The sequence below is a fragment of the Parafrankia discariae genome (genome assembly GCF_000373365.1).
GTDB classification, from domain to species: Bacteria; Actinomycetota; Actinomycetes; order Frankiales; family Frankiaceae; genus Parafrankia; species Parafrankia discariae.
This window is the reverse complement of record NZ_KB891212.1, coordinates 15,655-35,759: the sequence shown is the minus strand read 5'-3', so window position 1 is coordinate 35,759 and position 20,105 is coordinate 15,655. Positions and strand designations below refer to the sequence as shown.

Annotated in this window: 20 protein-coding genes; 10 read left to right on the top strand and 10 right to left on the bottom strand. The window is 73.0% G+C overall.

Annotated elements, in window-relative coordinates; genetic code table 11:
- Positions 1-6: 6 nt before the first annotated feature.
- Entirely contained in the window at positions 7-669 is a 663-nt protein-coding gene (locus B056_RS0114705) for an enoyl-CoA hydratase/isomerase family protein (RefSeq protein WP_018502625.1), read from the bottom strand.
- 104 nt (positions 670-773) lie between these two features.
- Positions 774-992, bottom strand: coding sequence for a helix-turn-helix domain-containing protein (locus tag B056_RS40650; RefSeq protein ID WP_006545344.1), 219 nt, complete (start codon positions 990-992; stop codon positions 774-776).
- 353 nt (positions 993-1,345) lie between these two features.
- Here B056_RS40650 and B056_RS0114695 point away from each other — a divergent pair, with 353 nt between their 5' ends.
- Positions 1,346-2,851 carry a hypothetical protein gene (locus B056_RS0114695; RefSeq protein ID WP_026239714.1) on the top strand — a complete coding sequence of 502 codons (1,506 nt, stop codon included), beginning with the start codon at positions 1,346-1,348 and terminating at the stop codon, positions 2,849-2,851.
- A gap of 63 nt (positions 2,852-2,914) precedes the next feature.
- Here the strand turns inward: B056_RS0114695 and B056_RS0114690 are convergent, their stop codons facing one another.
- Both B056_RS0114690 and B056_RS0114685 read right to left on the bottom strand, forming a co-directional pair.
- Complete coding sequence (locus B056_RS0114690; protein WP_018502623.1) at positions 2,915-3,868, bottom strand: cation diffusion facilitator family transporter; 954 nt, start codon at positions 3,866-3,868, stop codon at positions 2,915-2,917.
- Between the two features lie 146 nt (positions 3,869-4,014).
- A complete protein-coding gene (locus B056_RS0114685) occupies positions 4,015-5,628 on the bottom strand; it encodes an ABC-F family ATP-binding cassette domain-containing protein (RefSeq protein ID WP_018502622.1) in 1,614 nt (537 codons plus the stop codon).
- 305 nt (positions 5,629-5,933) lie between these two features.
- Between B056_RS0114685 and B056_RS0114680 the strand changes: the two genes are divergently transcribed.
- The gene (locus tag B056_RS0114680) at positions 5,934-6,488 is read left to right on the top strand and encodes an HdeD family acid-resistance protein (RefSeq protein ID WP_018502621.1); all 555 of its coding nucleotides are present in this window, start codon (positions 5,934-5,936) and stop codon (positions 6,486-6,488) included.
- A gap of 105 nt (positions 6,489-6,593) precedes the next feature.
- On the opposite strand, the gene B056_RS0114675 is transcribed toward B056_RS0114680, so the two are convergent.
- From B056_RS0114675 to B056_RS0114665, 3 genes are all read right to left on the bottom strand, one after another.
- The gene (locus B056_RS0114675; protein ID WP_026239713.1) at positions 6,594-7,325 is read right to left on the bottom strand and encodes a tyrosine-protein phosphatase; all 732 of its coding nucleotides are present in this window, start codon (positions 7,323-7,325) and stop codon (positions 6,594-6,596) included.
- Positions 7,326-7,395: 70 nt separating this feature from the next.
- Entirely contained in the window at positions 7,396-8,325 is a 930-nt protein-coding gene (locus tag B056_RS36540; RefSeq protein WP_018502619.1) for an SOS response-associated peptidase, read from the bottom strand.
- 41 nt (positions 8,326-8,366) lie between these two features.
- Positions 8,367-9,122 (bottom strand): M50 family metallopeptidase, encoded by a 756-nt coding sequence (locus tag B056_RS0114665; protein WP_018502618.1) that lies wholly within the window; start codon positions 9,120-9,122, stop codon positions 8,367-8,369.
- Between the two features lie 299 nt (positions 9,123-9,421).
- Here B056_RS0114665 and B056_RS0114660 point away from each other — a divergent pair, with 299 nt between their 5' ends.
- The 4 genes from B056_RS0114660 to B056_RS0114645 all read left to right on the top strand — a co-directional run bounded on the left by B056_RS0114660 (position 9,422) and on the right by B056_RS0114645 (position 12,775).
- Positions 9,422-10,144, top strand: coding sequence for a lysophospholipid acyltransferase family protein (locus B056_RS0114660; RefSeq protein WP_018502617.1), 723 nt, complete (start codon positions 9,422-9,424; stop codon positions 10,142-10,144).
- 95 nt (positions 10,145-10,239) lie between these two features.
- Positions 10,240-11,328, top strand: coding sequence for an adenosine deaminase (gene add / locus B056_RS0114655; RefSeq protein ID WP_020572500.1), 1,089 nt, complete (start codon positions 10,240-10,242; stop codon positions 11,326-11,328).
- A gap of 130 nt (positions 11,329-11,458) precedes the next feature.
- The gene (locus tag B056_RS0114650) at positions 11,459-12,073 is read left to right on the top strand and encodes a hypothetical protein (protein ID WP_018502615.1); all 615 of its coding nucleotides are present in this window, start codon (positions 11,459-11,461) and stop codon (positions 12,071-12,073) included.
- 51 nt (positions 12,074-12,124) lie between these two features.
- Entirely contained in the window at positions 12,125-12,775 is a 651-nt protein-coding gene (locus B056_RS0114645; protein ID WP_018502614.1) for a flagellar biosynthesis protein FlhF, read from the top strand.
- Positions 12,776-12,826: 51 nt separating this feature from the next.
- On the opposite strand, the gene B056_RS0114640 is transcribed toward B056_RS0114645, so the two are convergent.
- Both B056_RS0114640 and B056_RS0114635 read right to left on the bottom strand, forming a co-directional pair.
- A complete protein-coding gene (locus B056_RS0114640) occupies positions 12,827-14,263 on the bottom strand; it encodes a cation:proton antiporter (RefSeq protein WP_020572499.1) in 1,437 nt (478 codons plus the stop codon).
- Positions 14,264-14,421: 158 nt separating this feature from the next.
- A complete protein-coding gene (locus B056_RS0114635; RefSeq protein WP_018502612.1) occupies positions 14,422-15,693 on the bottom strand; it encodes an alkane 1-monooxygenase in 1,272 nt (423 codons plus the stop codon).
- Positions 15,694-15,866: 173 nt separating this feature from the next.
- Between B056_RS0114635 and B056_RS40015 the strand changes: the two genes are divergently transcribed.
- The 4 genes from B056_RS40015 (at position 15,867) to B056_RS0114615 (ending at position 19,537) form a co-directional block, all read left to right on the top strand.
- Positions 15,867-16,262 carry a hypothetical protein gene (locus B056_RS40015; RefSeq protein ID WP_230202995.1) on the top strand — a complete coding sequence of 132 codons (396 nt, stop codon included), beginning with the start codon at positions 15,867-15,869 and terminating at the stop codon, positions 16,260-16,262.
- A 56-nt stretch (positions 16,263-16,318) separates the two neighbouring features.
- Positions 16,319-17,239 carry an AEC family transporter gene (locus B056_RS0114625; protein ID WP_018502610.1) on the top strand — a complete coding sequence of 307 codons (921 nt, stop codon included), beginning with the start codon at positions 16,319-16,321 and terminating at the stop codon, positions 17,237-17,239.
- A gap of 174 nt (positions 17,240-17,413) precedes the next feature.
- Positions 17,414-18,325 (top strand): 3-hydroxybutyryl-CoA dehydrogenase, encoded by a 912-nt coding sequence (locus B056_RS0114620; protein WP_018502609.1) that lies wholly within the window; start codon positions 17,414-17,416, stop codon positions 18,323-18,325.
- Between the two features lie 48 nt (positions 18,326-18,373).
- Positions 18,374-19,537, top strand: coding sequence for an acyl-CoA dehydrogenase family protein (locus B056_RS0114615; RefSeq protein WP_018502608.1), 1,164 nt, complete (start codon positions 18,374-18,376; stop codon positions 19,535-19,537).
- Between the two features lie 149 nt (positions 19,538-19,686).
- Here the strand turns inward: B056_RS0114615 and B056_RS43625 are convergent.
- Positions 19,687-20,105 (bottom strand): hypothetical protein (locus B056_RS43625; RefSeq protein WP_035751530.1); only part of this gene is annotated, 419 nt, incomplete at its 5' end.

Below are 20,105 nucleotides of genomic sequence, written 5' to 3'. Positions count from 1 at the left end.
GGCTTGCTAGCCCGCATTCCCGGCGGTCGTCGCGAGGACCCGCGCGAGCGCGTCCTCCTCCGCGGCGCGGCGCTGGACGTCCGACCGCTCGCGGGCGCCTCCCAGCAGCGCCTTCGTCTCCGCACTGACCTCCCGTGGCACCGCGAGCAGGCTGGCCACCAGACGGCCGACCTCGGCGTCGAGGTCCCGACGGGGGACGACGAGCGCGGCGAGGCCCAGTCGCAGCGCGTCCGGTGCGCTGACCGGCCGGCCGGTCAGGCACAGCGCGAGCGCACGGGCGTAACCGACGGTGTCGACGAGCGTGCCGGCCACGCCCAGACCCGGCACGCGACCGGCCGTGGCCTCGGTGAGGCCCAGCGACGCGTCCTCGGTCAGCACCCGCAGATCACAGGCGAGGGCCAGCGCCAGCCCCGGGCCGGTCGTCGGGCCGGCGCAGACGGCGATGCTGAGCAGGTCCGCCCGCTCGGACAGCCGGCGGGCGACCCGGGACCAGGTGGCGAGATCCCGCCCGGCCGCGATCCCGCCGGCGGGCGGACCAGCCGCGTGGCCGGCCGGGCCGGACAGGCGGTGTACAGCGTTCACGACCACGACACGAACGTCGCCGCGCAGGTCACGCAGGACGCCGTCCAGTGCCGTGGCGATGCTCGGGAGGGTGGGCGTGTGACCCACCCAACCCGACACATCGTCACACACAGTGAGCGAAACGCAAGGGCCAGCTGCGAGTACGCCCAGCCCGGCCGCCGCCGGGTCGGCGGCGGCCGGCATGCTCATGGTCAGGAGCTTTTCTTCTTGGTACCCCGGGTCGCGCCCCCACGTCCGCGCAGCGTCGTGCCCGACTCGGACAGGATCCGGTGGACGAACCCGTACGAACGACCCGACGACTCGGCAAGCAGGCGAATGCTCTGTCCGGACTCGTACTTCTTCCGAAGTTCGGCAGCGAGCTTGTCCCGCTCCGCCCCGGTGATCCGGGTTCCTTTCCTAAGCTCGGCCAATGTGGCCCCCTCCGTGTTCGATGATCTGCGAACCGATCTTCACCCAGCTTCGGTGTCCGCGCCACTCGAAGCCCGTGTGATCCATCACACGCGGTGGTGCGGTCACCGGGACAACCTCGCACGCGCCCGGAACACACACCGACGAGCTGACTCCAAGCAGTCACATAGCCCCTGACCTGCTACAGCGCGCCCGAAGCCCGAGTCCGACGGCACAGCGGCCAGTCTTGCGGCCGGCCGGGATCCGATCGGACAGGGGCTCCCACGCGGCGCGTCGAACATCGTTACCGACCGTACATCCGTCTCGGCCCCCCCGCGGGGATCCGCGGGCCGCCGGGACTGGTTACGGTGCATGCATGGTCAACGGCCGGCCGACGCGGGCGGCGCCCGCACCGGCGCGGCTCGCACCCGGCACCGGGCCAGGATCCACCCGACGCCCCCGACTACGGAGGGTGACCGGAACGCTGCCTCGGCGCCACCCGGCCCGATCCGCGCTATGGGCCGAGGGGGTCGATGTCGGGCTCTGGTGCGCGGCGGCCGGATTCGGTCTGCTGCTCAGCACGCTCATCGCCGCCACCGATGTGGATCTCGGCTCCGTCGGGCCGTTCCCGGTCGGCTGGCGCACCCCCCACCTGGCGCCGGCGACGCTGCTCCCGGTGCTCGTGGCGGTCGGCACCCTGGCGCTCGCCCGCCGGGCGATCCGCGCCCGCTGGCCGCTCCTGCTCCTGTTCGGCTTCGCCGGATCACTGTGCTGGAGCCTCGCCCTGGCCGCGGCGGCCGGCCCGGGCCTCACCGACGGCCTGCGCCCACCGCCGGTCTACCTGACCGCCGCCGACGCCGTCGGCGACGACCCGTTCGGCTACCTCGCCGGCTGGGTCGCCCAGTCGGTCGACGGGCCGGTGTCCGCGGCGCAGGCCGGCGCGGCGGACCTGCCCCGGGCGCCGTCGAGCCTGCTCACCAGCCATCCGCCCGGCCCCGTGCTGCTCGTGTGGGGGTTGGACCGGCTCGGCCTCGGTGACCTCGCCGAGGCCGCCGACGGGGCTGGCGGGGCCGGCGGCGCGGTGCCGCTCGGGCTGGCCCTGACGGCGCTGACGGCGCTGGGTGTCCCGCTGGTGGCTGTCGCGGTGCGCTCGCTGTGCCACGAGACGGCGGCGCGCCGCGCCGTCCCGGTGCTCGTGCTGACGCCGTGGGCGCTGTGGGCCGCCGCCTCGCCGCGGGCCGTCGCCATCCTGCCGGCGGCGGCGGCGGTCACCGTCGGGGTGCTCGGGTGCGAGCCGGGCCGGCGCTGGCGCCTGTCGTGGGCGCTGCTGTCGGGCCTGCTGCTGGGGGTCGGCGGCCTGTTCGACTACGCCGTGGTGTGGCTGGGTGTGGCCGTCGCGGCGGCGTACTTCGTCCGCCGACAGCCGCTGATGAACGTGTTCACCGGGCTCGGCGCGCTGCTCCCGCTCTGGCTGTTCTCCGCCTGGGGCTTCTCCTGGCCGGACGGCCTCACCAGGGCCCGGGTCGACGCCGGGCCGGCCACGGTGCTGGCCTGGCTCGCCCTGGACGCCGTCGTGGTGCTGCTGGCCGGTGGGCCGGTGCTGGTCCGCGCGCTGCGCCGGCTCCGGCTGACCCCCGGCTGGCCGTTCCTGGTCGGGGCCGGCGCCGCGGCGCTGTTCAGCGTGTGCGCGGGGCTGGCCTGGGGTGGGGTGGAGCTGGCCTGGCTACCGCTGGCGCCCTGGCTGGCGGTGGCGGCGCTGGCCCCCCGCCCCCGCCCGGACGGACCGGGTGACACGGTGCGCGCGGGTGAGCTGCCCGGCCTGTTGATCGGGACGGGCGCCCTCGCCGCCATCGTCCTGCGGGTCTGCCTCGGGAACGGCTGAGCGGCGCGGACCCGGCGCGGTTCCGACCGGCAGGCCCCGCGCCCGGATGTCCCGTCCCGTGGCTCAGGCCGGCTCGGCGGCGGCCGGCGGCACCGGCTGCGCCGCCTCGCCCCGCGGCATGTCGGGTTCCAGGTAGACCCGGTGCGCGGTGGGCACGGCGGCGCGCAGCAGCGCCTCGGCCTCGTTGATGGCGGCGGCGACCTGGGCCGTGGTCAGCTCCGGGTCGAGTCCGATCTTGGCCGCGACCAGCAGCTCGTCCGGACCGAGGTGCAGGGTCCGCATGTGGATCACGGTGGTGACCGCCGGGGCCGAGCTCAGCGCCCGCCTGATCGCCTCGACGGTCCGCGGGGTGGCGGCCTCCCCGACCAGCATCCCGTACGTCTCCATCGCCACGATCACGGCGACGGCCAGCAGCAGGATGCCGATCGCGAGGGTGCCGGCGCCGTCCCAGATCGGATCGTCGAGCAGCAGCGTCAGGCCGACCCCGGCGAGGGCGAACACCAGGCCGCACAGCGCGGCCAGGTCCTCCAGCAGGACGACCGGCAGCTCCGGGGAGCGGGTCTCCCGGATGAACCGCCACCACGACCCCGCGCCCTTGGAATGCCTCGACTCCTTGATCGCCGTCCGGAAGGAGAAGCCCTCGAGCACGATCGCGACGCCGAGGACCACGATCGCCACCAGGCCGCTCTCCAGCTCGTGCGGGTGGCGCAGCTTCTCGACACCCTCGTAGACGGAGAACAGCCCACCGACGCTGAACAGCACGATGCCGACCAGGAAGCCCGCGATGTACCGGGAGCGCCCGTAGCCGAAGGGGTGCTCTTCATCCGCCGGCTGGCTGGCGTTGCGCTGCCCGAGCAGGAGCAGCGCCTGGTTGCTCGAGTCCGCGACGGAGTGGATCGACTCGGCGAGCATCGACGACGAGCGGGTGAACAGGAACGCCACGAACTTCGCCACCGCGATGCCCAGGTTCGCGAGCAGTGCCGCCACGACCGCCTTGGTGCCGCCTTCTGTGCTCACGCGCTCCCGCTCTCGTCCCCGTGGGTGATCCCCCGCGCGCCCCTGTCACCGGAAGTACTGGTTACCGGAAGTACTGGGCACGCGGACCGAGCGCCCAGTCTGTCAAGGCGGCGACCTCCGGACGCCGCCGGGTGCTCGGTGTGGTCTCAGGCCAGTGTGACGAGATCGGCGAGGTCGGGCGACCAGGTGTCCTCGACGCCGTCCGGCAGCATCAGGACCTTGTCGGGGCTCAGCGCCTCGACCGCGCCCGGGTCGTGCGTGACGAGCACCACCGAGCCCCGGTAGGTGCGCAGCGCGCTCAGGACCTCGCCGCGCGACGCCGGGTCGAGGTTGTTCGTCGGCTCGTCGAGCAGCAGCACGTTCGCCGAGCTGCAGACCAGGCCGGCCAGGGCCAGCCGGGTCTTCTCACCACCGGAGAGCGTCTCCGCGAGCTGCTCGACCGCGTCACCGCTGAACAGGAAGGCGCCCAGGATGCGGCGCAGGTCGACGTCGGAGGCGGTGGGCGCCGCGGCGCGCATGTTGTCGAGCACCGTGCGGGACGTGTCGAGCGTCTCGTGCTCCTGCGCGTAGTACCCCAGGCGCAGGCCGTGCCCCGGGTGCACCTCACCGGCGTCCGGCGTCTCCTGGCCGGCGAGCATGCGCAGCAGCGTCGTCTTGCCGGCGCCGTTGAGGCCCAGGACCACGACCCGGGTGCCGCGGTCGATCGCCAGGTCGACGCCGGTGAAGACCTCCAGCGAGCCGTAGGACTTCGACAGGCCGGTGGCGGTCAGCGGCGTGCGCCCGCACGGAGCCGGATCGGGGAAGCGCAGCTTGGCGACCCGGTCGGCGACCCGGACGTCGGCGAGACCGGAGGCGAGGCGCTCCGCGCGGCGGTCCATCTGGTGGGCCGCGCGCGCCTTGGTGGCCTTCGCCCGCATCTTGTCGGCCTGGGCCCGCAGCGAGTCGATCTTCTTCTCCGCGTTGGCCCGCTCCCGCCGCCGACGCCGCTCGTCCTGATCGCGCTGGGTGAGGTACGTCTTCCAGTTGACGTTGTAGACGTCGAGCGCGGCGCGGTTGGCGTCGAGGTGGAAGACCTTGTTCACGCTCTTGTCCAGCAGGTCGACGTCGTGACTGATGACGATCAGGCCGCCGGAGTGGGCGCGCAGGAAATCCCGCAGCCAGGTGATCGAGTCGGCGTCGAGATGGTTGGTCGGCTCGTCGAGCAGCAGTGTCGCGTCGGAGTTCCCCGAACCGGCGAACAGGATGCGGGCCAGCTCGACGCGGCGGCGCTGGCCGCCGGAGAGCGTTCCGATCCGCTGGCCGAGCACCCGGTCGGGCAGGCCGAGCGAGGAGCAGATCCGCGCCGCCTCCGCCTCGGCGGCGTAGCCGCCGAGCACCCCGAACCGCTCTTCCAACCGGCCGTAACGCCGCACCGCGGTGTCGCGGGCCGCCTCGTCGACGAGCTCGGCCATCTCGACCTGGAGCTTCTCCATATCGCGCAGGATCACGTCGAGGCCGCGGGCCGCGAGCACGCGGTCGCGGGCGGTGTCGGCGAGGTCTCCGGTACGCGGATCCTGTGGCAGGTAGCCGATCTCGCCGCGGATGTCCACCTTGCCGGCGAACGGCAGGGTCTCCCCCGCGAGCGTCTTCAGCATCGTCGTCTTGCCTGCGCCGTTGCGACCGACCAGGCCGATACGGTCACCCGGCTGCACCCGGAAGGAGACCGGCTCGATCAGTGTGCGGGCTCCGGCACGGAGCTCGAGCTCGGACACGATGATCATGAGGGTCGGCCTCTTTCGTACATCGGATTCGTGCGTTTATTCGGTGTCAGCGGTTGGCCACCACGACACCGGGGTGCCGAGGAAACGCCCGCCTCACGACGCGGCAGAGGTCATGTCCTCCAGGGTACGGGCCGCGGCACCGAGCCCGGCGGGCGTCCCGGGCCGGACGGCCGGTGACTCCCGCCGCGCGGGTGCGCCCGCCGGTCATCGCGGGTACGCCTTTCCCAGGTCCCGGGCACGAGCTCCAGGTCACGGGCACGAGCCCCGACACACGGACGCCTCCGGGCCGGACACGGGGAGGTCACATGACGACGACGTATCGACAGAACCGGGAGACACAGCGACCGAGCTCGCTGTGGTCGGCCCTGGTCATCCTCGGAGTCGCGGTCACGGTCCTGGGACTGCTGCTCATCACCAATCCCTTCACCACCGCCGGCGCGCTGGCCGTCATCGCCGGGGTGGCTCTTCTCGTCTCCGGCATCGCCGAGATCGTCTCCGCCGTGCGCGCCGATAACAGCAGCTCCGCCGTCCTCTTCGGGGCGCTCACCGCCGCCGCCGGCGTGGTGATCCTGCTGTGGCCGGGGGTGACGCTGCACGCCATCGCGCTGGTGGTCGGCGCGACCCTGATCGTCGCGGGGGTGGTCCGGGCCCTGCTGGTACTGGCGAGCCGCACCGGTCAGGCGGGCCACGCCGGCGGCGTCACCCGGGGCCTGCTCATCGCGGCGCTCGCCGTCGTCCTCGGGGTGCTGGCCCTGGCCTGGCCGTCCTCCACCGTGGTGGTGCTCGCGGTGCTGTTCGGCATCCAGCTCGTCGTCACCGGCGTGACCGAGGTGGCACTCGGCCTGGCCCTGCGCCCCTGAGACCGGAGGGACCGAGCGGGACCCCTGATCGGCTACCGGGCACCTCGAACCCGCCGTCGGCCGGAACCGCGACGCTCCCGGCCGACGGCGGCGTCGGCCCCGGGCTCAGCCCAGGATGCGCTTGCGCCAGAGTTCGACGGCCTCGGGCCGGGCGCCGCGGTCGAGGAACCAGCCCTCCGGGCCCTGCGGATGCCCGTCGATGATGGTCAGCACCTGCTCGACGGCGGCCATCGAGACCTTGGTGACCTCCCTGTCGACGACCCGGCCGTCGGGGAGGATCGCGTGCCCCCGCAGGCGGCGCAGCACGCCCGGCATGTTCTCGCCGGTGAGCAGGTAGTCGGCGACCACCTGGTCCGGGACGACACCGGCCAGGCGCAGGAGGAGGGTGACGACCACGCCCGTGCGGTCCTTGCCGGCCGCGCAGTGCACCAGGAGCGGACCGGGGGCCTCCGCCGCCAGGTCGAGGATCTCCACCAGCCGGGGCGTCGCGATGTCGAGCATCGCGGCGTACAGCGTGCGCAGGCCGCCGGCGAGCGCGTCCGGCGGCAGCGAGTCACTGACCCGGCCGGTCTCCTCCCCGAGCAGGGGCATCACGTGGATCTCCGAGCCGAGCAGCGACAGCGGGTGCGGGGAGCTCCCCCGCTCCACCGCCGAGCGCAGGTCGACCACGGTCGGCGGCGGCCAGGTGAACTCCCCGGCCGGCCGGGCGTCCCCGACCCGGGGCATCTCGCTGCGGTACAGCACACCCGGGTTGGTGACGCGGCCGTCCGTGGTGGTCATCCCACCGATGTCGCGCAGGTTGGCCAGCTGTTCCGCGGCGAGATCTTCCGTTGCCATTCGATGTCCTCCCGAGAGCGCGGTGCACGCAGGGCCGCGGCCGACCTCCGTCGGGTGGGTGGCCCGGGTGTCATCGCCGCGCGTGCGGACCCACGCCATCCTCGTCGAAGAGACCGGCCTCATGCGGGGCGTTTCCCTCCGCATCGGGCGTGGGCCCGACGACCGGCCCCGATCCGGCGCCCGGGGGACCCGCCGCGGCGGCGGCCTCCTCCGGGTCGACCTCGACGCGGTCGACGAGATGACGGCCGGAGTTGCGGACGTTTCCGACCTCGAGCGAGACCGGATGCGCGGCGAACACCCCGGCCGGCGCGGGCCGCAGGATCCCGGCGAGCGCCGCCGGGTCCAGCGGCGTCGGGTCGATCCACCGTGACCAGGCCGAACGCGGCACCACGACGGGTGACCGGTCATGGATGAACTCGATGCCCGCGGCCGCGTCGGTGGTCAGGATCGTGAACGTGGTCAGCGGCTGCTCGCCCTTCGACCAGACCTCGTAGAGCCCGGCGAAGGCGAACAGGCCGTCGGCCCCCGGGTGGCCGGCCGGATGGATGTAGTACGGCTGGCCGCGGCGCGAGCCACCGCGCCGCCGCCACTCGTAGAAGCCGGTGGCGGGGACGAGGCACCGCCGGGCGGCGAACGCCGCGCGGAACGCCGGCTTGGACGCCACCGACTCGGCCCGGGCGTTGATCAGGCGACTGCCGATCGCCCGGTCCTTCGCCCAGAACGGGACCAGGCCCCAGGTGGCCAGCCGCAGAACCCGCCCGCCGCCCGCGGCCTCCGGATCACCGGCCCCGCCAGCGTCACCGGCCCCGCCAGCCCCGTTCACCTCGCCGGTGTCTCCACCCGTGCCAGCCGCACCAGCCGGGCGAGCGACCACGATCGGCATCACCGTGGTCGGGGCGACGTTGTAGCTCTCCGCCACGTGGCCGCCCGTCTCGTCCACCGCGGACATCGCCGCGGCGAGATCGTCGGCGCTCAGAGTCTGGGTATACCTGCCGCACATGCCTGAGCAGTCTTCCAGCCTCCACCGACACTTCCAGCGGATCAGACGACCAGCGCGGCCGCCGCGGTCGCCAGGCAGCCCAGGGAGAGCAGTCCGAACGTGCCGACCCAGAAGGCACCCGGCAGTCCGGTGAGGCGGGCGAGCTGGTCCGGGTCGGAGTCCCGGGCGCGCCGCTGCCGCCGCTGCCGCTGGACCTCGATGATCGGCCGCACCGCGCCGAGCAGCAGGAACCAGGTGGCGTAGGCGGCGAAGCCGGCCTGGACGTCATCCGCCGCGAACCACGAGATCCCGAGCACGACAACCGTGCTGACCAGCACCGACACGACCCCGAAGGCGTTACGGACGACCACCAGCATGACCAGCAGCAGCGCGACGAGGATCTGCAGCAGCAGGCTGATCCGCCCGGTGGCGAGCAGGCCGGAGGCGCCCAGCCCGAGCAGCGACGGCGTCGTGTAGCCGGCGGCGACGGTCAGGATCACCCCGGGCCCGGTCGGCCGGCCCGAGGACACGGTGACGCCGGAGGTGTCGGAGTGCAGACGCACCCCGGCGAGGCGGCGGCCGGTGGCGACCGCGGCGAGGGCATGCCCGCCCTCGTGCGCGATCGTCACGACATGCCGGGCGGTCGGCCAGGTGCGGTCACTCGCCACAGTGAGCAGCGCGACGACCCCGGTGAGGACGAGGATCCAGTGCGCGGGGGCCGGCTGCGCGTCGAGGCTCCGGCTCAGCAGATCGGACGTGGCTGCCCCTCTCCTCGTCGCCGGTGGATCGTCGCCGGCGGACGGACCGTATGCCGCCACGATCGTCCCGCATGAGCCGCCTGGGCCCAACGCCCCGGTAGGACGTCGTCCGTCGGCTCACCGACAGCTCGGAGACCGACAGCCTGTGGCCGTCCGGACGGCCGTCCGTCCGGACGGCCGTGACCGAGCGGAACGGGGCGTCCGGTATCGAATGCACGACTCGCGCCGCCCCGTGGCGCACGATGGGTCCGCGCCCGGCGCCCGGCAGGCGGCGGGCGGCGGCCGGCGGGCGGCGGACCGCGAGGCACCGACGCGAGGCACCGATCTGACGGCATACCGACCTGGGGAGGATTCGCGGCATGGCGGAGTACGTGTACCGGCCGGTCATCCATACGGCGATGGGGCTCTTCCGCGCGTTGCGCCTGCGGCTGGACGTACGCGGTGAGGAGAACATCCCGGCCGGTGGCGGGGCCATCGTGCTGATCAACCACGTCTCCTACCTGGACTTCGCGCTCGCCGGGGTTCCCTTCTGGCGCACCCGGCGGCGCATGGTCCGGTTCATGGCCAAGAAGCAGGTGTTCGACCACCGCGCCAGTGGGCCGCTGATGCGGGGGATGCACCACATCCCGGTCGACCGGGCGGCCGGGGCCGGCTCCCTGCTCACGGCGGTGCGCGCGCTGCGCGCGGGCGAACTCGTCGGGGTGTTCCCCGAGGCGACGATCAGCCCGAGCTACTGCCTGGCGCCGTTCAAGTCGGGCGCGGCCCGGATGGCCGTCGAGGCCGAGGTGCCCGTGATCCCCCTGGTGCTCTGGGGCAGCCAGCGGATCCTGACCAAGGACCGGCCCCGGAACCTGCGCGCGGCGGTCGGCACGCCGGTCTCGATCACGGTCGGCAAGCCCGTCCCGTACTCGGAGCTGCCGGACGCCCAGACCGGCACCGCGCTGCTGGAGCTGCGGATGGGTGAGCTGCTCGACGACGCGCAGCGCCGCTACCCGGCGCCCCCGCCGGGTGAGTCCCCCTGGTGGCTGCCCGCCCATCTCGGCGGATCGGCGCCCGAGCCTCCCGCCCGTCCCACCGGCTGACCCGCGGCCGGCTGCGGAACAATCGTGCCACGGCGGCCCGACAGCCCCGCGTGGACGGACCCGCGGCACGGAGCGGCACGGAGCGGAGGACAGACGTGAGCGACCCCGTGACCCGGCAGGTCACCGACGAGGTCAGTGACGAGCGGTTCGTGGACGGGCTGCCGAAGGTGGAGCTGCACGTCCACCTGGAGGGCTCGATGCTGCCGACGACCCTGCTGCGGCTCGCCCGCCGCCACGACGTCGACCACCTACCGACCGACCTGGACGCCCTGCGGGCCTACTACGCGTTCCGCGACTTCGACCACTTCATCGAGGTCTACCTGGCCGCCGTCCAGGTCCTGCGGGACGAGGAGGACTTCCGGCTGCTCGCCCGGGAGACCGCGCTCGGGCTGGCCGCGCAGCGGGTGCGCTACGCGGAGATCACCTTCACGCCGTTCCTGCACGTCCAGCGAGGGATCGACCCCGCGGTCGTGTTCGCCGGCGTGGAGGCGGGCCGGCTCGACGCCGAGCGCGAGGCCGGCATCCAGGTCCGCTGGATCACCGACATCCCCGGCCTGCCGGGGACGGACAACGTCGCCTCCGGCGAGCGCACCCTGGAGCTGGCCCTGGCCCATGGCGGCGAGGGTGTGATCGCGCTGGGCCTGGGCGGGCCCGAGGTCGGGGTGCCGCGGCCCCAGTTCGGCCCGGTCTTCACCGCGGCGCGGGACGCCGGCCTGCACCGCGTCCCGCACGCGGGCGAGACGACCGGGCCGCGGACCATCTGGGACTCGCTCGAACACCTGCACGCGGAGCGGATCGGGCACGGGACGAGCGCGCTGGCCGACCCGGCTCTGGTCGAGCATCTGCGCCGGCACCGCATCCCGTTGGAGGTCTCCCCCACCTCGAACCTGCGTACCGGGGCCGTGGCCAGCTACGCGGCGCACCCGCTGCCCGAGATGATCGCGCAGGGCCTCGAGGTGAACCTGAACAGCGACGACCCGCCCATGTTCAACACGACGCTGCGCGCGGAGTACCTGCACGCGCTGCGCTCGCTCGGGCTCTCCCGGCAGCAGGTGTTCGACGTGGCCGCCGCCGCGGTGGAGCACTCCTTCCTCCCGGCGGACGGCAAGCAGCGGCTGCGGGACGAGTTCACCGCGGCCGCGCCGGATCTCGGCGTCCGCCCCGCGGCCCCCGCCGGGAGCTGAGGCCCCCGGCCGGGCACCCGGCGATCCGGACAGGCGTTGCGGGAACGGGTGTCCCGCGTTTATGGGGTGGTCCCACGGGTACCGCAGCCGACGTCATTGGTGATCAGCCGATTCGTACGGAGGTCACGCCGTGTCGGCGCTGGGATGGATCCTGCTGGTCCTCGTCCTTGTAATCCTGGGCGTGGTCCTCTTCATGGCCCTCGGGGGTGCCCGGCTCGCCCCGGGTGGATCCGGGCGGGCGCTGCGCAGTCGCTTCGGGCCGGAGTACGACCGGGCGGTGGAACACAGCGGCGGGGATCGCCGGGCGGCCGAGCGCCGGCTCGCCGAGGTGGCCCGGCGGCGCGACGAGCTCGAGGTCCGGCCGCTCGACGAACCCGCCCGCACCGGGTACCTCACCCGTTGGGACGCCGTCCAGGCGCGGTTCGTCGCCGACCCCGCCGACTCCGCCCGCCAGGCGGACCTGCTCGTCACCGAGGTGATGCGGGCCCGGGGCTACCCGGAGGCGACCTTCGACGAGCGGGCCGATCTGATCGCCGCCGACCGCCCCGAGCTGGTCGCCCCCTACCGGGACGCGCACGCCCGCGCCGAGGCCATGGCCGGCGCGCCCGACACCGAGGAGCTGCGAACCGCCCTGGTGCAGCTGCGCGCGCTCTTCGGCTGGCTGGTGACCGGCGACACGGAGCCGCGTGACCAGGACACCCAGAGCTCCCCGGCCCTGGCCGGGCCCCCGCGGCAGCGCACCTGACAGCCCGGGTCGGCAAGGCAGGCGAGACTCCAAGGCAGGGAAGGACCCGCGATGAACACATCCGACGCGAACACATCCGACGCACGCGAGCCCGACAGCGGGTCGCCATCCGGCGGCCGAGCCATTGACGGCGGCCCGTCCGCCCGCTCCACGACGGACCTGACGGCCCAGCCGAACCGGGTGGACAGGACGGACGACCACGCGGTCCCGGTGGCTCCAGCACCGCTGGGCGCGACGCCGCCGCCCGACACGGCGGCGGAACCGGCGGACACCTCGGAGTACGCCCTCGTCGGCGACGAGCCGGGGTTCAGCACCACGGCGCGTGGTTCCGCGGAACCGCCGGTCGACTCCACAGTGCCACCGGGCGACTCCACGGTGCCGCCGGGCGCCGTTCCCGGGGAGCCGGCCGCGGACCGATCGACTTCGAGCGGCCCGACCGCCGCGGGCGCGGCCTCGTCCGACGAGCCGGAAGGCGACTGGCGGCAGGTCCTGATCGACTTCGTCGACCATCCCCGGCAGGCGGTCGAGAAGGCCGACCGGCTGGTGGACGAGGCGGTCCGGTCGCTGACCGACCGGATCAGCCGGGAACACTCGGGGCTGCGCTCCGCCTGGCACGACCATGGCGAGCCGTCGACCGAGGACCTGCGCAAGGCGCTGCGCGGTTACCGGGAGTTCTTCGAGAAGGTCCTGAGCACCCACTGACCCGCGGGCATCAGGGCGGAAACCGGGGGCGACCGGTCCCCGCACTGGTGCTCAGCCGGCAGGGGCGTTCGGCTCGCGGGGGCGTTCGGCGTCGATGCCGCGGGGCGCCCCGCGGGAGCGGCCGGCCAGGTCGAGCTCGCGCAGTCGCTCCTGCGCGGTCTGCTCCACCCGGCGCATGGTCGCCCGCAGGATCGGCGGCGTCATGATCGACGTCACGACCGCCACCAGGACGATCACGGTGTACGTCGCGGTGGACAGGACACCGAGGCGCAGGCCCGTGCCGGCCACGACGATCTCGATGACGCCGCGGGCGTTCAGGCCCGCGCCCAGCGAGAGTGCCTCCCAGTGGCCCAACCGGCTCGCGCGGGCACCGATGTAGGCACCGACGAACTTGCCCAGGATCGCCAGTCCGAGGATCACGACGGCGGCGAGCGCAACCTCCGGCCGGGTCAGCGCGGTCAGGTCGACGCGCAGCCCGGCGGACGCGAAGAAGATCGGCGCGAGCACACCCATGACCATGAGGCGCAGCGGCTCGAGCCGTGAGATGTCCAGGGTCGGCGTGGACCCGAGCAGGATGCCGGCGACGAACGCGCCGAGGATCGCCTCCAGTTTGAGGGCGTGCGTTCCGGCCGCCGCGGCGAGGACGAAGACGACCACCACCGCGATACCGGAACTACCGGTACCACCGGCGCCGGCCGGGTCAGCCGCTCCGGCCGAATCAGCGGACGGCCGGCCGAGGCCGCCGACGGCGACCGCCAGCCGGGCGAGCGGGCGGCCGACGACGAACGCCGCGGTCACGACACCGATCACACTGAGCACCGGCCACGCGATGTCGCCGCCGCGTACCCCCGTAGTCGCCATCGCGGAAACCACCGACAGTAACGACCAGCCGACCACGTCGTCGACCGTCGCGGCGGCGAGGATGAGCTGGCCGACGTTGCGGTGCAGCAGCCGCATGTCGTGCAGGATCTTGGCAGCGACGGGGATCGCGCTGACCCCCATCGACACCCCGAGGAACAGCGCGAACTCCCCACGGTCGGCGCCGTCCGCCAGCAGTGACTCCGGCAGGAGCAGGCCCGCGCCGATCCCGAGCCCGACCGGGAGGACGAGGCCGGCGATGCTGATCCGCGCGGCGGTGGCTCCCCGCCGGCGGACCATCCGCATGTCCATCTCGACGCCGGTGAGGCCGACCAGGAGGATCACCCCGATCTGCCCCAGCGCGTCGAGCAGGTGCATCTGGTCCGGATCGGCGGGCAGCAGCCAGCCCGAGAAGTCGGACGCGACCGCCCCCAGCAGCGACGGGCCGACCAACACGCCCGCGAGCAGCTCGCCGACCACGGAGGGCAGCCCGAGCCGGAGGGCGAGCCGGCCGAGCCCCAACGCGAGGCACAACAGGACCGTCACCTGAAGCAGAAAGACGAGCAGTGAATGATGGGACAACGAGGCTACCGGGGCCGCCGTCACGAATGACGTCTCCGTCGCGTTCACTGCGCCCGCCCCCACCGCCACGTAGTCGTTTCAGCTCGCCGCCCACCCGGTGATTCAGGTGCGATGAGATTAGCGCCCGGCCGAAGATCGCGGGCCCGACCGACAGGAATCGGGACCTCTGGAAAGGCCGCGGTGGCTTCTGGTTCGGGCCGACCGCCTCAGCCCGCCGGAACCCGATCGGGCGACGCGTCGACCTCCGGCCCGGCGGGCCCACCGGCCCGCGGCGAAGCGGCCGCTGGTGCGACAGCCACGGCGGCTACGGCGGCACTCCCGCCGTAGCGGGCGATGAGCCGCGCGCGGTGCGCGGGGGCGAGATTGGCCCGGGTCACGTCACCGCCGTAGTGCGCGGCGACCCGCGGATCCATCACGCGGAACCAGAACCGGGGGAACAGCGACGCGACGATCATCGAGCCGTAGCCGGCGGGAAGCTGCGGAGCGGCGGCGAAGGAACGCAGCGACTGGTAGCGCATGGTGGGATACGCGTGATGGTCGCTGTGTCGCGGCAGGTGGTAAAGCGCGAGATTGCTGATGACGTCGTCGCTGTTCCAGCTGTGCCGCGGGTCGACCTTCTCGTACCGGCCGGCCGCGGTCCGCTCCCGCGCCAGCCCGTAGTGCTCGATGTAGTTGACCGACTCCAGCAGCGAGAAACCCACGACCGCCTGCAACGCGAGGAAGGCGAGCACCGCCGGGCCGAACACCGCCGCGAGAATGCCGAAGAGCACCACCGTGTAACACCAGGAGGACAGCACCTCGTTACGCGGTGACCAGGGCGAACGACCGCGCAGCCGCAGCCGGGCCGCCTCGAGCGCCCAGGCCGACCGCAGGCTGCCAACGACCGTGCGCGGCCAGAACCGCCAGAAGCTCTCCCCCATCCGGGCGCTGGCCGGATCCCGCGGCGTCGCGACGTGGACGTGATGGCCCCGGTTGTGCTCCACGTAGAAGTGCCCGTAGGCGGCGGGCGCCAGCATCGCCTTCGAGAGCCGGCGCTCGACCCGGGCCCGTTTGTGGCCCAGCTCGTGCGCGGTGTTGATGCCGATCCCGGTGACGGTGCCGAGCGCGAGGACGACCGCGACCCGCTCGACCACCGACAGGTCGCCGCGCGTCCACGCCCAGCAGCCCATGACCAGCGCGACCCCGGCGAGCGGCAGGTAGAGGTAGGTGCACCAGCGGTAGTAGCGGTCGGCGTCCAGCGCCGCGCGGGTTCCCTCCGGGGCGCCGACCGGGTCCTTCGGTGTCGTCGCGTCGAGCACGGGCAGCAGCAGGAAGACGAAGGCGGGGGTGAGCCACCAGGGCAGACCTGACCCGGTGCGGTGCCAGAGCCCGAACGAGACGATCGGCAGCAACGGCGGCAGCAGCGCCGTCAGCCACATGTAACGCTTGCCGTCGCGCCAGGCCACCCCGCCCGGGCCGACGAGCACCGGCGCCGTCATCTGCCACCCTCCCAGCCCGCCGGGCCCACCCGCCCGGAACCCGGTCTCATCCGCCCGAGCAGTGTCACATCCACCACCGACAGGAACAATCGCCCCAGGTGGGGGCGCTCGGTGGCAACCGGCGGCGCACCGACCGGTCCCGCCGGGACGCCCCGGCGATGCACACTGGCACCGTGAGGCCGCAGAGCGAACCGCCGTCCAGCCCGATGACCGGACCGCCGGCCGCGCCGGCCGTGGCAGCCGCGCCGGCCGTGGCGCGGCACGGGTCGATGACCGACGCCCCGCCGTGGATCGGTGGTGTCACCATCGGCACGCTGTTCCTCTCGGCGGCCGTCCTCATCACCTACACGCTCCTCCCACTGCCCGGGCAGGAGTCCCTCGGTGATCTGAACTACCTCGTCGCCGGGCTGCTGTTCGCCGGCCACATCACCTTCACCCGCCTCTACCGCACCCGACTGGCCCGCCCGGCCACCGCGAGCTCGCCACGACGGCCGGGGCACGACCCGGACGGAGCGGACCCACCGGCCAAGCCAAGCCGACCGGAGCCCTCCGACGCCCCGGCCGAGTGACGCAGGCGACGCGGGCGAGGCGATTCGGCCGGTCTCCGGGCTGAGACGATGCGTCGGTGTCCGCCCTGGTCGTCGTACTTGTCGGCCTTGCCGCCGGGGTGGTGGCGCAGCGCTCGTTCCAGCTCCCCGACGATGCCCCGCGGGCGCTCAACATCTGGCTGCTCGACGTCGCCCTGCCCGCGCTGACCCTGCGCACGCTGCACGGCGTGGAGATCCCGTCGAACGTCGCGGTCGTCGTGGCCGCCCCGTACCTCCTGTTCGCCGTCACCGTGCTGATCTACCTGGCGGCGGCCCGGCTGATGCGGCTGCCGCGGGAGGTCGTGGTCGCGCTGATCGCCGTGACCGCGGTGGCGAACACCTCGTTCGTCGGCATCCCGATGGTCACGGCGTTCTTCGGCGAGCGGTGGGTCCCCGTCGCGCTGCTCGTCGACCAGCTCGGATCCGCCCTGCTGCTGAACACCGTCGTGCTGGTGCTGGTGACAGCCACCGCGGGTGCCGCGTCGACGCCGCTGGCGGTGGCCCGCACGGCGTTGGCGCGCCCCGCGCTCATCGCCCTGGTGCTGGCGCTGGCACTGCGCCCGGTGGGCTTCCCCGCCTGGCTGGACGAGGCCCTCGCCGCCCTCGGGGCCACGCTGACCCCGCTGGCCCTGTTCTCGGTGGGCCTGCAGCTGCGGCTGCCGGCCGTCCGGCGGTGGCGGGGTGAGCTGACCCTGGGACTGGTGGTGAAGCTGGTCGTCGCGCCGGCGGTGGTCCTCGGCTGCTACGCGCTCGCGGGCGCGCTCACCGGCTCGGGTGTCCGCACCGATCCGAACGTCGGGGTGGCCCTGTTCGAGGCCGCCATGCCGCCGATGGTCGCCGGGGCGATCATCGCCAACCGGCACGGCCTGGCCTCACCGCTGCCGAGCCTGCTCGTCGGGGTGGGCGCTCCACTGTCGGTACTCACCCTCGCGGTCTGGTCCCTTCCGCTGCACCAGTGACCGCCGGATCGTCGCGGGCAACTACAAGGGCGTCCTATAGTTGGATTGGAAGAATAATCCAGAGGTCGCAGCCGCCGCGCGGGCCGACGAGACTCGTCCACGGACGGTGGTCCGCCGGGTGGGCGCGCCGCGCGCGACGTCCGGCCCGAGCAGCACGAGAACGGAGGCGGCCACGTGGCCGAGACCCAGGCGGAGCAGGTACAGACCGCGAGCAAGATCCCGACGGCCGGCGAGATCCGGCGGATCGGCGTCGTCGGCTGCGGTCTGATGGGCTCCGGCATCGCCGAGGCGTGCGCCCGGGCCGGGCTGGACGTCCTGGTCCGGGAGGTCGACGCCGGCGCGGTCGAGGCCGGCCGCCGCCGGATCACCGCCTCGCTGGACCGCGGCGCCCGCAGCGGCAAGATCCAGGAGGCCGACCGGGACGCCGCGCTGGGCCGGCTGTCGTTCACCACCGACCTCGGCGACTTCGGTGACCGCCAGTTCACCGTCGAGGCCATCGCCGAGAACGAGCAGCTCAAGACCGAGATCTTCGCCGCGCTCGACAAGGTCGTCGCCGACGACTCCGCGATCTTCGCCTCGAACACGTCGTCCATTCCGATCATGAAGCTGGGGATGGCCACCAACCGGCCGGACCAGGTGCTCGGCGTGCACTTCTTCAACCCGGTGCCGGTGATGCGGCTGGTGGAGCTCGTCCCGTCGCTGCTCACCGCGGAGGGGACCCTCGCCCGCGCCCAGGAGTTCGTGACCACCGCGCTGCACAAGGAGGTCATCCGCTCGCAGGACCGCGCCGGCTTCGTGGTGAACGCGCTGCTGGTGCCCTACCTGCTCTCGGCCATCCGGATGCAGGAGTCCGGCTTCGCCTCCGCGGAGGACATCGACCTCGGCATGGTGCTCGGCTGCGCCCACCCGATGGGGCCGCTGCGGCTGATCGACCTGATCGGGCTCGACACCGTGAAGGCCGTCGCCGAGTCGATGTACGAGGAGTTCAAGGAGCCGCTGTACTCGCCGCCGCCGCTGCTGATGCGCATGGTGGACGCCGGCCTGCTCGGGAAGAAGAGCGGACGCGGCTTCCACAGCTACGCCTGACCCACCCTGACCATCGCCAGGACCAGCTAGGACGAGGACGGCACGGACGTGGACCCGAACTTCGACACCTACCGGCTCACCGACACCCACGTCGCCGTGCGCGAGGCGGTACGCGATCTCGCCGACAAGGAGATCGCCCCGTTCGCCGCCGACGCCGACGAGAACGAGCGCTATCCCGTCGAGGCCCACAACGCGTTGGTCCGCTCCGGGTTCAGCGCCGTGCACATTCCGGAGAGCTACGGCGGCCAGGGCGCCGACTCGGTGACGACCTGCATCGTCATCGAGGAGGTCGCCCGGGCCTGTGCCTCCTCGTCTCTCATTCCGGCGGTCAACAAGCTCGGCACCATGCCGATCCTGCTGTCCGGCTCGGAGGACCTGAAGAAGCTCGTCCTGCCCTCGATCGCCAGCGGGGAGGCCACCGCCTCCTACGCGCTCTCGGAGCGGGAGGCCGGCTCGGACACCGCCTCCATGCGCACCCGGGCGCAGCTCGACGGCGACCACTGGGTCCTCAACGGCACCAAGACCTGGATCACCAACGCCGGCGAGTCCCTCTGGTACACCGTCATGGCGGTGACCGACCCGAACGCCGCGAAGCCGGCCAACGGCATCTCGGCGTTCGTCGTCCGGGCCGACGACCCGGGCTTCGAGGTCGGCTCCAAGGAGCGCAAGCTCGGGATCAAGGGCTCCCCCACCCGGGAGATCCACTTCGTCAACTGCACGATCCCGGCCGACCGGATCATCGGCGAGCCCGGCACCGGCCTGCGCACCGCGCTGGCCACCCTCGACCACACCCGGCCCACGATCGGCGCCCAGGCCGTCGGCATCGCCCAGGGCGCGCTGGACGCGGCGATCGACTACGTCCGCGAGCGGCGCCAGTTCGGCCGGGCGATCGCCGACAACCAGGCCGTCCAGTTCATGCTCGCCGACATGGCGATGAAGATCGAGGCCGCCCGGCACATGGTGTACGTGGCGGCGGCCCGCGCCGAGCGCGGCGAGCCGAACCTCGGCTTCATCACCGCCGCCGCGAAGTGCTTCGCCTCGGACGTCGCCATGGAGGTGACCACCGACGCCGTCCAGCTCTTCGGCGGCGCCGGCTACACCCGCGACTTCCCGGTCGAGCGGATGATGCGCGACGCCAAAATCACGCAGATCTACGAAGGCACCAATCAGATCCAGCGCGTCGTCATGTCCCGCGCCCTGCTCAAGGGCTAGCGAACTCGCGTTTCCCCTGGCAACAGTCATGATCCGAGCGATCTGTCGATCGACGAGGCGCCACCGGCCGGCCGGTGGCGCCTCGTCGCTCTTCCGCTGGATCCAGACAGCTTCCATCCCGCCGAAATTCGGCAGGTCTTCCTAACCCGCTATACAACCGGAACGGGTGCGGGAGTCACCGGTGCCGGAGGCGTGACCGACAGCGGGGTGGTGACCACGGGGGGCTGCTCCGACTCCTGAGTCCCCACCCACGGGTACTTGTGATCGTGGTGCTTCGAGTTGAACCAGAGCACCCTCTCGAGAGTAATCCTGATCTTCTTCTTCACCAGATCCTTGTAGTGGCGGTCGTAGCCACCGACCGGCCGGTAGGCGACGGAGGCCGCGTCTGCCGCGTCGTCCTCGCCATCCACGTAACCATCTGACTCGTCGCCGTAGGACTCGTCGCCGTAGGACTCGTCGCCATAGGACTCGTCGCCGGAGTAGGGCTTCTCCTTCTCCTTGTGGTGCTTCTTGTCCTTGCCGTCGTACCAGACGACCCGCTCGTAGCTGACGGCGTCCTTACGCTTCG

Coding starts and splice junctions, on each gene's coding strand:
- B056_RS0114645 (WP_018502614.1), top strand. CDS start 12,125: ATGAACACATCCGACGCGAACACATCCGACGCACGCGAGCCCGACAGC.
- B056_RS0114680 (WP_018502621.1), top strand. CDS start 5,934: ATGACGACGACGTATCGACAGAACCGGGAGACACAGCGACCGAGCTCG.
- B056_RS36540 (WP_018502619.1), bottom strand. CDS start 8,325: ATGTGCGGCAGGTATACCCAGACTCTGAGCGCCGACGATCTCGCCGCG.
- B056_RS0114660 (WP_018502617.1), top strand. CDS start 9,422: ATGGCGGAGTACGTGTACCGGCCGGTCATCCATACGGCGATGGGGCTC.
- B056_RS0114675 (WP_026239713.1), bottom strand. CDS start 7,325: ATGGCAACGGAAGATCTCGCCGCGGAACAGCTGGCCAACCTGCGCGAC.
- B056_RS0114695 (WP_026239714.1), top strand. CDS start 1,346: ATGGTCAACGGCCGGCCGACGCGGGCGGCGCCCGCACCGGCGCGGCTC.
- B056_RS0114635 (WP_018502612.1), bottom strand. CDS start 15,693: ATGACGGCGCCGGTGCTCGTCGGCCCGGGCGGGGTGGCCTGGCGCGAC.
- B056_RS0114685 (WP_018502622.1), bottom strand. CDS start 5,628: ATGATCATCGTGTCCGAGCTCGAGCTCCGTGCCGGAGCCCGCACACTG.